Origin of the sequence: Aquirufa nivalisilvae (assembly GCF_004307455.1) — a bacterium.
Lineage (GTDB): Bacteria > Bacteroidota > Bacteroidia > Cytophagales > Spirosomataceae > Aquirufa > Aquirufa nivalisilvae.
This window is the reverse complement of sequence record NZ_SEWX01000001.1, coordinates 344,403-358,129: the sequence shown is the minus strand read 5'-3', so window position 1 is coordinate 358,129 and position 13,727 is coordinate 344,403. Positions and strand designations below refer to the sequence as shown.

The 13,727-nt window shown below is 37.9% G+C and carries 10 protein-coding genes; 2 read left to right on the top strand and 8 right to left on the bottom strand.

All coding sequences use genetic code 11. The features are described from left to right. Positions 1-134: 134 nt before the first annotated feature. The 6 genes from EWU22_RS01605 to EWU22_RS01580 all read right to left on the bottom strand — a co-directional run bounded on the left by EWU22_RS01605 (position 135) and on the right by EWU22_RS01580 (position 6,821). Positions 135-1,241 (bottom strand): DUF4917 family protein, encoded by a 1,107-nt coding sequence (locus EWU22_RS01605; protein ID WP_130924141.1) that lies wholly within the window; start codon positions 1,239-1,241, stop codon positions 135-137. Beyond that, on the bottom strand, positions 1,234-2,358 hold the full coding sequence (locus EWU22_RS01600; protein WP_130924140.1) for a hypothetical protein: 1,125 nt from the start codon (positions 2,356-2,358) through the stop codon (positions 1,234-1,236). The genes EWU22_RS01605 and EWU22_RS01600 overlap by 8 nt, the downstream gene beginning before the upstream one ends. Position 2,359: 1 nt before the next feature. Further along, entirely contained in the window at positions 2,360-3,574 is a 1,215-nt protein-coding gene (locus tag EWU22_RS01595; RefSeq protein ID WP_130924139.1) for a restriction endonuclease subunit S, read from the bottom strand. Beyond that, positions 3,571-4,431, bottom strand: coding sequence for a DNA damage-inducible protein D (gene dinD, locus EWU22_RS01590; protein WP_130924138.1), 861 nt, complete (start codon positions 4,429-4,431; stop codon positions 3,571-3,573). Before dinD ends, EWU22_RS01595 begins: the two co-directional genes overlap by 4 nt. 2 nt (positions 4,432-4,433) lie before the next feature. Next, on the bottom strand, positions 4,434-5,996 hold the full coding sequence (locus EWU22_RS01585) for a type I restriction-modification system subunit M (RefSeq protein WP_130924137.1): 1,563 nt from the start codon (positions 5,994-5,996) through the stop codon (positions 4,434-4,436). Positions 5,997-6,260: 264 nt separating this feature from the next. Continuing rightward, positions 6,261-6,821: a restriction endonuclease subunit S gene (locus EWU22_RS01580; RefSeq protein WP_161566768.1), complete on the bottom strand. Its 561-nt coding sequence runs from the start codon at positions 6,819-6,821 to the stop codon at positions 6,261-6,263. Positions 6,822-7,147: 326 nt separating this feature from the next. Here EWU22_RS01580 and EWU22_RS01575 point away from each other — a divergent pair, with 326 nt between their 5' ends. After that, complete coding sequence (locus EWU22_RS01575; RefSeq protein ID WP_130924135.1) at positions 7,148-9,241, top strand: outer membrane protein assembly factor BamB family protein; 2,094 nt, start codon at positions 7,148-7,150, stop codon at positions 9,239-9,241. A gap of 5 nt (positions 9,242-9,246) precedes the next feature. Next, positions 9,247-9,654, top strand: a complete 408-nt coding sequence (locus EWU22_RS01570; protein ID WP_130924134.1) for a GNAT family N-acetyltransferase — start codon at positions 9,247-9,249, stop codon at positions 9,652-9,654. Positions 9,655-9,667: 13 nt separating this feature from the next. On the opposite strand, the gene EWU22_RS01565 is transcribed toward EWU22_RS01570, so the two are convergent. Beyond that, positions 9,668-10,798, bottom strand: coding sequence for an FG-GAP repeat domain-containing protein (locus tag EWU22_RS01565; RefSeq protein WP_231962658.1), 1,131 nt, complete (start codon positions 10,796-10,798; stop codon positions 9,668-9,670). 58 nt (positions 10,799-10,856) lie between these two features. Next, positions 10,857-13,715 (bottom strand): PVC-type heme-binding CxxCH protein, encoded by a 2,859-nt coding sequence (locus EWU22_RS01560; protein ID WP_130924132.1) that lies wholly within the window; start codon positions 13,713-13,715, stop codon positions 10,857-10,859. Positions 13,716-13,727 lie beyond the last annotated feature (12 nt).

Sequence of the window (13,727 nt, the reverse complement as noted above, 5' to 3'; positions counted from 1 at the left end):
TTATTTTCTTTACATGACCTTATTTATTAGAGAAATTTCCTCTCAAATTTAATTTGTAAACACTCTACTCAAATAATATTTCCTATACATGTTTTAGGTGATTTACATGGCATAATCTTGATTTTATAAATTATTTACCCCCAAACCTCTGCAGATTCAGCACTATAGTAGGTGATTTTTAATGGTTCGTTTTTACTTCTTGATTCTTTTAATTGATTAACTTTCGAAATAATCATCTGATTTTCTTTTGATTTATGATCCCCAAAAATCCCAACAAAAAGATGTTTGATTTTTCCAGTTGCAAAATGACTGAAAATATGTTTGTCATTATCGCTGAATGAAAATCCAAAAGTGAACATACATGTATTACCAGCTTTACGGTTTGAGCGGCTGCATAAAACACCTTTGAAACTGTCGTATGAATAATGTAAGTAAGGAGTTTCATTTATCTTATTTAGTTTTTTATCAGAATCTCCTTCGGAAACAAACAAAGGGAATCGGCTTTCTTGTAATGCCATTTTTGCTTGTTTAATAAGTGAAATTCCTTGATCCAGCCAACTAAACTTTACCAATTCAGTATCTGTTTTATATAAGTGCAAAGCCCCGTGTAAATAATGAATGTTTTGATCATTACTTTTACCTAACCAACTTAAATAATTATTTACTTCTATCTCTGCTCCTTCAAGCCAAGTTTCCTTTCCGAATCCATCCCGAAGCTCTATTTTAGTTTTTTCATCATCCTTTTTATCTAAAAAATGCATTAATGTCCAATATAATAGAAGGTCATAATTCAGGTAAAAAATATAGCCTTTTGATTGCAGAAAATGCTTCAAAAAAATTTCACAAGCTAAAAATTTGCTTTCTTCAATTTCACTTGGGTATTTTGGATGGTTTTCTGCAATAGTTTCAATTAATTTTTCTTTTAATTTTTTAGTATGTTCTACAATTTTTTGTGCTGTTTTGCTGTCGTCTTTATAATATACAGGTAATACTTTTGCTCCATTTTCTAATCCTTTTATTGCAATTTCAAAATCTTCTGTGCCAAGTCGTTTGAAAATATCTTTTACTTCTGGTATATCATCAAAATTTGCATTCTTATACAATGATTTATAAGAGAAAATAGAAGATACACAGGCTATACTGAACCCATTACCAAGCAATAGGTGTTTCTTTGTGTAAACTTCTGCTTCTTTTAAAGCTTCGTTAAAGGATTTAAGCGCTATTTCAATATTTTTAGTCATAAATATTAGAACTTAATCTAATTAATGTTCCATCAGCAAATCGTTTATAATTTCCTTCACTGTTAATTGAAAAAGGGAATGTTTTGTTGTCTAAATTACCTCTAACTATTTGTGTTATTACACTTTCATATATCCCAATATTAAAATCATTTTGATGGATAAAATGTGTGTATAGATGAATAGAACTTTTTTCTCCTTCTATATCAAAATTTATGGAAATAGGCCTCTTAAGCCAGTAAATTTTTTCAGCTTTATCGTCTGTTCCTATTTCATATCTTTCATCATTTTCCAAATTTTCAATATTTCCTCCATCTATTAATATTGAAGCTCTAGTAAAATCTCCAACTAAGTAAAACCATGAAGCAAAATGCTGTTTAAACATTCTTAACTGTAATTCAGAATTCTTAATTTGTTTCTTACGAATTTTTGAATAGTGAATACCTGATTTTAAGGAACTAATATCTTCTTCAAATCTCACACAACATGGGATTAAGTGATTAACTGAAGGCCAATTAGCACTTTCAAGTTGGACTAAAGCTTCTTTCAATTTGCCATTTTTCCCTGTAATCTTGAATCCCTTTTGTGCTTCTCCTTTAGATTCCAACAATCCAATTTGAGAAAAATCAATATTTAGGGTTACAAAATCCGGAGTTTTCTTGTGAGAAGCAGGCTTTTTTGATTTTTCTTGAAATAAATGAAAATCTATAATGAAAGGATAGTTTAATCTTTCTTGAACAAATAAATAATTTATTCCCTGCGCCAATTCTCCAATACGAGAGGTTTTTGAAAAGTCACGAAGTCTTTTTAAACGATCTGATTTAAGGTTTAAATATTGGTGGTTGTTTCTCGTAATTAAATTAAAATGACCTAACAAAGATGCGATTATATCAAAATACAATTCCTTCTTATCTAAATGATAGCTACATAGTGTTCTTGCTGTCGCATATGCAATCCTTAATTCATTTGTTTTAAAACAAGCAACTTCTTTAACCATGTCATTTTTATAAAATGACCTTGGCTTGTGATTATATACATCCAATAAATAATCAGGAAAACTTAATCTATTAGAACGAGGTTGTCTTATTAAATGTGCGTGTACGTCGATGTCAAATATCATATCAATCAATTAATCTTTTTTTACCCGTCAATAACATCTGCATCAACCCCTTTTTCTGCTCCCTCAACTTCTCTGCCTTGGCTTTGAGCAAACTAATTTCTTTATCTGCCGCTTGCAGCACTTGAGCAATGGCGGTTTGTTCTTCGATGGATGGAAGTTTCATTTCGAGTTGAAGAAACGTATTAAAGTCAAATGTCATTTTCTCAATATGCACACCGTAACTTGAGATATAAGTTTGATGATAGAAGTATGGTGTTTGTGAATACCATTGGAAAAACTCCATATTTAATTGCTTTTTATCTTGCGGAACTACAGCTATGTATGAGCCTGAAATCTTTGCTCCATCGAACTCCTTTGTAACTAAAGCTGACGCCCCATGTAAAATTTGCATTTTGGAAAATAAAAAATCTCCCTCCTTTGCGGTACGCAAAGTCTTGACTAATATTTGATGTCCATATAATGCTTCACGATAGAATATACCGCCCGACCTGCGCCTCACGCTAATTAATTTATATAATTCATTTTCATCCCAATCAAAATTTCGTTTTACCACATTTAGAATATTCTCATAAGAATGCTCTTTCCACCTTTCCCCAAACCCCTTCAACCTTTTCTTCCCTGTAAGCAATTGCTGCATGAGCCATTTTTTGCGAAGTTCTTTTTGGGCTATGAGTTTCTCGGTGGTGTGAATGGCAGCATCCGCAGTGCTTAGCACTTGGGCTATGGCTTTTTGCTCGGGGAGTAGGGGTCTAAGAAATTTTGCATCACTAATAATATTGTTATACAATCTCTGAATTGTTCCGCCCTCTGACTCATATTTGATAGACTGGTATATATAAAATAAATACGAATTAGTAACTATTGACTCTTCATTATCTATCCAAACTATATTCGAATCTTGAAAATACGCTGGACTTCCATTATAAACTACTGTTCTTCCAAGTGTGCCTGCTGCTGAAATTAAAATATCACCTACCTTGGGAAATGAGAATCGTTTGCGATAGTTTTCGTATAACTCATTTGAAATAAATGCGTCTGGTTCTTTCCCAAATGTGCCAATCTTGAAAAATGGTATATCACCTTCTTCTCTAGTTTCGTGATTAAACACTCGCTTACACATTCTAATCTTTCCAACATCTCCCAATTTTCTAATTTCCCAACCTTCTGGAATTTCGGTATTGTAAAACGCTTTGGTATTTATTGTTTCTGCCATCATTTTTTCTTTTTAATGGTTTTTAATGGCATGGGTTCTATAGTTTTCCCCAACTTTTTAATACTATCAGCTACGGGCAGATTTTCGGGCATGGTGCCGCCAATTTCTTCGATGGTTTTGCGTACTTTTTTGCCTATCTCGTAGTGGGTTTTGTTGGCTTGTTGCTTGCCTTTTATGTTGTCCCTCCTAAGTTTTTCTTCGGTTTGTGTAGCACGGAATAGGTTGGCTGCCAATTCGGTACTTCCCATGTGGTCAAGTATGTTTTGGCTCTTTTTTAGGCCTTTGTTTTTATGGATACCTTTAGCATCTAAACCGCCATATAAGCCCATATATCCGTGATTTTGAAAAATAGCATAATCCAATGGCTCAATTACTCCAGCACCTTTAGCGGCATCGGCTAATTGGATGTTATGGCGTTTCATTTCTTCTCTCAAAAACAAGCGTTTTTCCCCTTCAGAGGCTAAGCGATTGTATTCTTCCATTTGCCTGATTTCTTGCAAACGGGTTTGTACGGCAAAATAAGTTTGTCCTTGAGCAACTATCTCTTTGCTTGGGTCTGCATTTTGCACAATAAGGTAACAAGCATATCGGGAAAGTTTTACGCCATCTTCCATGGGACGTTTGGCACTCGAACCAATGTCAACCATTTCGAGGAAGTCCTCGAAATGGTATTCAACTTGTTGTTCACTATTAATACAAGCCTCTTTGGCTTTTTCAATAACAGGTTTAAAATGACGGAATTCCGAATACTCCAATATTTTACAAAATTGCCTTGCAGACCACCATTCATTGCCATTATTATCTACTTGTTTGATTTGCTCAAACATCGTTATATGTTGATTGGAGACTTCTTTTGCCATGCTTAGTTTATTAATTGTTTCAGATAAACTTCAATCTCATTCTGTACTTTCACCAATTCCCCTTCCAATTGCTCAATCTCCCTTTGCACCGTAGCAATATCCACTTCGGCCTCTTCTTCAAAGGTGTCCACATAGCGGGGGATATTTAGGTTAAATTCGTTTTCCTGTATTTCATCAAAAGTGGCAACGTAGCTAAATTTTTCTTCAATTACTCCTGGGGTATGCTTGCCTTCCGAAAATTCTCGATAGGTATCTACAATGGGTTTAATATGGCGCTTCTCGTCTAGTTTATTTTGGTTTTTGGCTGGATCATATTGTTTGCTAGCATCAATAAATAACACATTATTACTACTCTTCTGCTTGTTAAAAATTAAGATGGCAGCAGGGATTCCTGTCCCAAAAAACAGATTAGCAGGTAAGCCAATTACGGCTTCCAATAAATTTTCTTCAATCGTTTTCTGTCTTATTTTTCCTTCACTACTACCACGAAAAAGTACACCATGTGGCACAACAACCCCAGCTTTTCCATGCTCATTTAATGTTTCTATCATGTGGCAGATAAATGCCCAGTCACCTTTACTTTTGGGTGGCACACCTCTCCAAAAACGGTTGTATTCATCAGATTCTGGGTCGTAACTTAGTGTAGTTTTGTCACCTTCTTTGTCTTCCACCTTTCCCCATTTATCTAAGGAGAATGGAGGATTGGCTACAACGGTATCAAACTTCATTAACGTATCCCCTTCTTTCAGTTTTGGGTTGCGGATCGTATCGCCCCAACGGATGGTGGCATTGTCAAAACCATGCAAAAACATGTTCATCACAGCCAATGCCCACGTGCTGCCGTTGGCTTCTTGTCCGTACAAGGAGAAATTATCGGAGCCTACTTCTTGTCCAGCTTTAATGAGTAATGAACCAGAACCGCAAGTTGGGTCACAAATACGTGAACCAGGTTTTGAATGTGTCAGCTTTGCTAGGAGAGTGGAAACTTCACTTGGCGTATAAAACTCACCTGCTTTTTTACCAGCATCGCTAGCAAAGTTGGAGATTAAGTATTCATATGCCCCGCCTATAATATCATTCCCTTCTAAATGCGATGGACGCAAGTTCAAAGCATCCTTATTGAAATCGAGTAGCAGATTTTTTAGGCGAGTATTTTTGTCTTTAGGCTCACCTAGCTTACTGTTGTTAAAGTCAATATTTTGGAAAATACCTGCCCCATCTTCGCTATACAATTTCTCACGATTGGCCTCTTCTAAATCCGCTAATGCAATATTGATCAATTCACCAATGTTGGTTTCATTTCGAGAATCAAACAAAAACGTAAAATGACTATGCTCTGGTACAATAAAGCGTTCGTGTTGCATGGCACGTTTGGCACGTTCCACATCACCACTATATTTAGCTAAATAGTCTTCCATTTTATCATCGTGTACATCACTGAGATATTTGATGAACAACATGGTTAATACATAATCTTTGTAAACGCTTGGATCTATACTGCCTCTAAAGGTGTCACAAGCTTTCCAAACAGCATCATTGATATCTTTCTGAGTAATTTTAGCCATGAGGTTTATTTTAATTAAAACATTGATGATTCATTGAATCTAAATTTATTTTGAACCGAGAAGTCAAACAATTTTCAATTTCTTTCTCGGAACACTGATGTTTTTCATGAGATATCTGGCTACCATCATTTTTTATAATAGAAACATCATATTCTCCACTTCCATCATAACATCTGCAGATTTCGATTCTTACGTTTTCTCCAGAATTTGTTGTTGCTTCACAATATTGGCATCCACAACTTGGGCAAGGTATTTTTATCATTTTTATTGATTTATAGAACTTATAATTATTTGTTGTATTTGTTTCTCACGAAGCGTTTCAATTTTCTGCTTCAAAGATTTTTCTTTAGTGCGGAGTTTTGTGATATTCAAAATGGACTTTTGGATATCCAAACTTGGTATAGGTAATTCTACATTTTCTAAAACTTGTTTTGAAATAGAAGGAATACCAGTACCAATGGCTTGCCCCTTTAAATGGTTTTGTGTAGTATGGTTATTTAGAAACCATGCCAAATACTGAGGCAATACTCTTTCATCGAATGTTCTTAAAACAAAGAAGGAAGTTGAAGCAACAGATGGCTCGTTGTGGAGTTCAAATACAGCAGCAAAATTTTTTGTACCTTTTGCTGCAAATAGCACATCACCATCTTTTAGCAAGTGCTTTTCAGAAACGCCTTCAGCAGCCAAATCAGGATGAAGAACGGTGTTCAATTGCCCGTATTCATCAAAATGTTTAGATTGTAAATATACCAAATCGCCAATGCCTGCAGGCTTGGCGAAGAGTCCAGTTTGGATGCTTGCAATATCCTTTATCGTCTTTTTCAAATTTATTCTCTTGTAATAGCCCTACAAAATTGAGAATATTATTTTGAATTATCAAATTTTTTGAAAAATAAATTTAAGTATTAGTCCTACAAATATTAATTCGATCGATTTCATTTCTCATATAAAATTGTAATTCGACATGGAAACGATTGATAATTAGACAACTAAAGTAGAAATTTAGGTTTAGCTTGTTAACTATTTTCAGTTATAAATAATTCCCAATCTTAATCATATTTTCCTGCATCATCAAATAAGGCTTGTCAATTCAAATTCAAAACTTGCCTATTTTCCCACCGAAACCCTTACATTTGACAAAATCCAATCCAATGAAAAAGATTCAGCTCTTGGTGGGGATATCCGTCCTAGGATTATTGCTGGGATTTGCCTCTTGGCAAAATCGGATGCGCGTGGATTGGCCAGCTTATCATGGGGGTAATCATCGCAATCATTTTTCTCCCTTAAAACAAATCAACATTTCCAATGTTAGTCAATTATCCCTAGCCTGGGATTACGATGCGGGCGGGGCTGATACCCTCACCAACGGGACCCAAATGCAATGCAATCCCATCATCATCAACGGGATTCTATATGGTGTTTCTGCCAATACACAGGCTTTTGCGCTGGATGCTAAATCAGGGGTGGAACTTTGGAAGACCAACATCAAGATTAAAACCAACAGTACCACCAGTCGAGGACTAAGCTATTGGTCCAGCGGTAAAAAATCACGCATCTTTTTTGGTTATGGTTCCTATTTATTTGCCTTAGATGCCAAAACGGGCAAAGTCATTCCAAGCTTTGGTCAAGATGGTAAAGTCAATTTATTGCCCGGCATTCAACGGGAAGGCTCAGATGAATATGTCTCCTTAAATACACCTGTGACCATTTTTAAGAATATCCTAATCGTAGGTACTCGAGTTTCAGAATCCGCTACAGCTCTGCTGGGCGATATTAGAGGCTATGATGCCATTTCTGGGAAATTATTGTGGACTTTTCAAACCATTCCCAGACCAGGACAATTGGGATATGATACTTGGGAGAAATACAATTATAAAAACCTAGGTGGCGCGAATAGCTGGATGGGGATGGCTTTGGATGAAAAACGTGGCATAGTTTATGCACCTACAGGATCCGCGGCCTTTGATTTTTATGGGGGTAATAGAAAGGGCGACAATCTTTTTGCCAATTGCCTAATTGCTTTGGACGCTACCACTGGAAAAAGGCTTTGGCATTTTCAGACGGTGCACCACGACATTTGGGATCGGGATATTCCTGCGCCTCCCAATTTGTTTAGCGTCAACATTCACGGAGAAAAGAAAGATGTTGTTTCTGTCCTAAGCAAGCAAGGTTTTATGTTTGTCTTTGATCGGGTCACAGGTAAGCCTATTTTCCCTATCGTGGAAACTCCTTTTCCTGCTTCCGATGTTCCTGGTGAATTGGCTTCTAAAACCCAGCCTATCCCCTCATGGCCGGAGCCATTTACGCGACAAAGTTTTTTCGAAAAAGATATTAATCCTGGGGTGTCTAATTCCGAGGAGATTAAAAAGGAATTTGCCATTTCAAAAGCTGGGCATGCGTATATACCAGTAGGTAAGGAAAGAACCATCTTTTTTCCAGGAACCGATGGGGGTGCACAATGGGGTGGAGCAGCCGTAGACGAACATCAAGTGATGTACATTCCTGCCAAAGAAAATCCAGTTTACACGTCTTTGATTCCCAATTCCAAAAGTTTAAAAATGACCACGGCCAGTGTGGTGTATGAGCAACATTGCATGAGCTGTCATGGACCCAATAGACAAGGGAGTGAAGATGGCTCAGTACCTTCTTTGTTGCAGGTTCAAAAGAAATATAAGCTGAAAAGCTTTGTGGAATTATTGAATCAAGGAAGAGGAAGAATGCCCTCCTTGCAGCATATCAGTCAGGAACAAAAAGAGGCGATTTGGTCTTTTCTCCAAGGAGAAAATGTGGCCGTAAAAGGCTCCAGTAATTTGTCTATTTCCGATTATTTGATGACGGGCTATAACCGTTGGTTTGATTCAAATGGGTATCCAGTAAGTCGCCCACCTTGGGGAACTTTGACCGCTATCAATATGCATTCAGGGAAAAGATTGTGGCAAGTGCCTTTGGGGGAATATCCAGAGCTGATGGCCCAAGGAATCCCAAGAACAGGGACGGATAATTATGGTGGTCCTGCCGTAACTGCCGGAGGATTGGTATTTATTGCGGCTACCAAAGATGAATATTTTAGGGCTTTTGATCGGGCAACAGGGGAAGAATTATGGCGTTATAAATTACCTGCGGCAGGTTATGCATCGCCCTCCGTGTATGCAGTAGATGGGAAAGAATTTGTGGTCATTGCCTGTGGAGGAGGCAAGTTGAAAACCAAGTCGGGCGACCACTACCTAGCTTTTTCCTTAAATTAAGTTTCATGCAAATTCAAGAAATTCCTATCCAACAGGTATTATTGATTCGTCAACAGGTCATGTGGCCAGATAAAAACTTGGATTTTGTCAAAGTTCCTGGCGATGATGTGGCGATTCATTTAGGGCTAATCGATGATGGTCAATTGAAATCCGTTATTTCGCTTTTTCAGGAGAATCAATCCATGCAATTCCGGAAATTTGCCACACTAGAATCGGAACAAGGCAAAGGCTACGGTACTATTTTATTGAAGCATGTTTTTGAACAATATAGCCAACCTGATATCCAACTAATTTGGTGCCACGCACGTGTTCCCAAGGCCAAATTTTATGAGAAATTTGGTATGAAAAAAGTAGGTGAAGTATTCCTGAAAAATGGCATCGAATATGTGAAAATGGAGAAAAGTATGCCTTAAATTTCTTCCAAATTTATCGTCTTTTTTTGAGTTGATTTTCGAACAAAAACACGCCATTTTTATTGGAAATAATGATGTCTGCTTTCTTGTCTTTATTGACATCCATCACGGTAATATTTAATCCTGCTCCAGAATCCTGATCAATCAAATGCTCTTTCCAAAATGAACTATTATCTTTTTCATTGAAATCAAAATAGAATAACATAGCTGGGTCACTATCTCCTGTATCCCTACCGTGGTGGGCTAAAAAGCGTTTACCCGTAATGTATTCTTTTTTGCCATCTCCATTTAAATCGGCCATGATAGATGCATGGGTTTGAGCCGTCCGTGTACTCATCAAGTGAGTTTTAAAGCTAATTTCTCCATGTTGGTTCACTTGCTCATGCCACCAAACTCCCAAAGCATGTGCCGATGCGCTGACTACGTCGTTTCTACCATCTCCATTAATGTCCATCACTTGTATATGCGAGCAGGCTTCTCCTAGATTGGTCGAATGAAAAGTCCAATCTCCTGATTTTACATCTTTTTTACCCTCAAACCAGCCTTCGCGAATGACTACATCAGGAATTCCATCCATGTTGATATCTCCTATGCCTATCCCATGCGAGAAACTTTCTGTTCCCGGTACTTTTTCTTGACTTAATGCATGCCTTTTCCATTCAGTTTCCCCTTTTTGAGTGGGTGCTTGAAGCCAAACAATTTGTTTTTTGTCTTTGTCTCCACATAAAATATCCAATCGGCCATCTTGATCCACATCAATAAAACCTGGAGATTCATTGCTGATACCCATTCCTTGGGCAATGATATGTTTGGTCCACTGCTCGCTTTTATTTTTGGGATTTTCAAACCAAAATCCAGCTTTACCTGGGAAATCAATAATCACGACATCATTCCAACCATCTAAATTGACATCCAAACACAGGTTTAGAAAGGATTCAGAATACTCTTTTCTAGGATCAAAAGTTCTGGATGGAGCCATTTCATGTTTTACCCAATAAGGAGCTTCAAACCAATAATATCCCGCAATAATGTCTATTTTCCCATCTTTATTTAAGTCGCCAGCGGCTACTCCCTCCGAAATAAAATCTCCCGTTATTTTTGTTTTTTTAAAGTCGGACGGTGGCTGCGACTGAAAGGCTAGCATGAAAAAGAGTAGGAGTAATTCCAATCCTAAAATGGGGCTATATTTTTTCATTCGAGGGCTATTTTTGGCTTAATACTTTATCCAATAACATACTCACTTCATGGTTCTCATGGGAATGCCCCAATTTAGATTGTAAATCCTTCAAAGAAGCAATGGCCTCATCTGATTTCAAGGCAGCTACGCGCTGAATGGTGTAGTTTAAAAACTTGGGCATTTTAGACTTTACACCCAACTGAATAGCACGCTTGATATCCAAGGTAGCCAATGGTTCGGCAGCATACCAAAGCATCAATGGCAAATTATGGTCTGCTTGATCTTCTGTTTTTTGAACTAAAGCATCCAATACATTCCAGCGCTGTGCAGGATCTAAACGCAATAAGGCAGATACTAAATACAGTCGGACTTGTGCCGACTTATCCGTACGAGCCATGGACTCAAATTGATGTAAAATATCAGGGGAAACCTGTTTCTTTTCGGCGACCAATTGTATCGCCCAGCTTCGAACATTTTCATCTGGATTCGTCAATAATTGGGCGACATCTTTTTCTGTTAAACCTTGAGTAACATGTAATGTCCATAAAGCTCTCAGTTTTCGGGTCACATCGGGGTTTTTATCAATGATGTTTCTCAAAGCAGCATGAACTTGCGGATTGGGCCCTCTTTCTTGTAAAATAGTTCTCGCCTGTCTGACATACCATTCATTGGTATGCAGTTGGTAATTCACTAAATCCATGTCGGTCGCTTTATGTAAATCCACTTGAACCCATTTATCGTTTTCATGTGTGATTTTAAAGATTCTTCCCATGGTTTTATCATGTACATCAGGGTTAGAGCTATGGCATTGGTTTTTATCGTACCAATCGATGGCAAAAACGGAACCACTTGGGTCATATTTGAAATTGAGCCATTGCGACCATGAGTCGTTCATGACAATGAAGTCTTTTTTATGTGAGGCATTGTAGCCTGAACCTTGCCTATTGAGCTGATCTACATTCAATCGAGAGCCATTGATGTTGTTCATGAAGATGTTATTTCGGAATTCTTTAGGCCACGTATTTCCTCCCAAATAAATCATAGCACCAGCATGCGCATGGCCGCCCCCAGCGGATGCAGAGCGGAAATTTCCTGCATGCGGGCCTCTGTCGCCCACGTAATGCCGATGGTCAGCAATGGTTTTTATGTCTTCGTAAGTGTATGGATTAAAATGTTTTCCTGCTTGTCGCTCATATCTTGCCCCTTGGATGATGTGGAACATGTGGGGAATCACACAAACGGTAATAAAAGGGTGTCCATAATCATTGAAGTCGATCCCCCAAGGATTACTCGTTCCTTCTGCAAATACCTCAAACTGATGACTGATGGGATGGAATCTCCATACGCCAGCATTAATTTTAGTTCGCTGCTGATCCGAGGCGCCAGGTTTTCCTACATTGGAATGAGTAAATACCCCATGATTGCCATAAAGCCAACCATCGGGCCCCCAACGTAAACTATTCAATACTTCGTGCGTGTCTTGTACTCCCCAGCCATCCAACAGTTTTTGGACAGGTCCCGTGGGTTTATCCGTCTGAAAATCCGTTGGAATAAATAGTAAATAAGGTGCTGCACCTAGCCAAACTCCTCCCATGCCCACTTCAATGCCACTGACTAAGTTTAAGCCTTCCATGAAGACTTTTCTTTTATCTAAAGTGCCATTGCCATCAGTATCTTCAAATATAATAATTCGATCTTTTCCCTGACCTTCAGGTGCAGGAACGGGATAAGTATGTCCTTCTACCACCCATAATCTTCCTTTGGCATCAATCGTAAAACTGATAGGACGAACAATGTCAGGCTCTGCGGCAGCTAAATTAATTTTGAATCCTTTGGGCAAGGTCATGGCTTCAGCAGCCTTTAATCCAGATAAGCCAGCATTTAGAACGGGGTCTAAAGGAGGAAGTACAATGATGTCCTTTTGATGCAATTCATTCGGGTAATTAGGCCGAGTAGCATGGAATTGAAAGTTGTCAAAATTGATATGAGCTAATTTATCATGCGCCACGTATGGGATAGGCGTGATACCCGTTTCATTGTCGATGATGCGGATGAAGATTTCTTGTTGCAAATATGGTTTTACATTAAATACCACTGGTTGTAAAGTAGCGCGTCCTTGTCCCGTGGAGCGGAAAATGACTTTTTTGCTTTTGGCTAATACCAGTTCTACACGAGTATCTTGTAAGGCTCCTCCAGAAACCCAAAAGCTAGCAAAAGGCTGTGTAATTTTAAAGGGTACAGAAGTTAATGTACCCGTTAAGGCATAGTTTTTTGTGCCACCGCTCGAGATGAAATGAGTTCCTTCTGGACCAATTTTCATAGTCTTATCATGTACAGGAGAGGGGTCTTGGTTAAAAATAGGATTAGCAAAGGCATCTCCTTCCGCTTTCCAATCATCTAGATTTCCTGTTTCAAAATTTAAGTTTAAGGGTTTTCCGTTTTTAGAAGGACGAATACCTTTTACTATTTCAGCGCTAATTGCCCCTTCCACAATTTCAAATTTCCCCACCATGCCGGCTGCTCGGTGACCCGGGATAGAACAGAAATAAGTATCGTTTGACTGAGCAATAAATACAATGCTGGTGCTGGATCCTTTATCTAAAATGGTTGAACTTTTAATACCCAGTTTTTCCATGGAAATGTCGTGGGTCATTTGTTCTCCATTGACAATCGTAATTCTTACCTTTTTACCTTTATTGGCTTTTAACGTAGGATTTCTTGTTCCATCTTTTGAAAAATACCCCAACATGGTGGCTTCTAAAGTATAGTCAAAATCTACTTTAGTAGTATCTTGTTGGATGGCAAAAGGGCTTAATGCCCAAGTAGGACTAGCTAGAAATAAACTAAAGACTAAACCCCAAAAATAGCTAACAGAATGTTTCATAGATGTATAGAG

Bases quoted from the DNA above. Each gene is read 5' to 3' on its own strand.
- EWU22_RS01605 (WP_130924141.1), bottom strand. From the start codon at position 1,241: ATGACTAAAAATATTGAAATAGCGCTTAAATCCTTTAACGAAGCTTTA.
- EWU22_RS01575 (WP_130924135.1), top strand. From the start codon at position 7,148: ATGAAAAAGATTCAGCTCTTGGTGGGGATATCCGTCCTAGGATTATTG.
- EWU22_RS01585 (WP_130924137.1), bottom strand. From the start codon at position 5,996: ATGGCTAAAATTACTCAGAAAGATATCAATGATGCTGTTTGGAAAGCT.
- EWU22_RS01565 (WP_231962658.1), bottom strand. From the start codon at position 10,798: ATGCTAGCCTTTCAGTCGCAGCCACCGTCCGACTTTAAAAAAACAAAA.
- EWU22_RS01595 (WP_130924139.1), bottom strand. From the start codon at position 3,574: ATGATGGCAGAAACAATAAATACCAAAGCGTTTTACAATACCGAAATT.
- EWU22_RS01560 (WP_130924132.1), bottom strand. From the start codon at position 13,715: ATGAAACATTCTGTTAGCTATTTTTGGGGTTTAGTCTTTAGTTTATTT.
- EWU22_RS01600 (WP_130924140.1), bottom strand. From the start codon at position 2,358: ATGATATTTGACATCGACGTACACGCACATTTAATAAGACAACCTCGT.
- dinD (WP_130924138.1), bottom strand. From the start codon at position 4,431: ATGGCAAAAGAAGTCTCCAATCAACATATAACGATGTTTGAGCAAATC.
- EWU22_RS01570 (WP_130924134.1), top strand. From the start codon at position 9,247: ATGCAAATTCAAGAAATTCCTATCCAACAGGTATTATTGATTCGTCAA.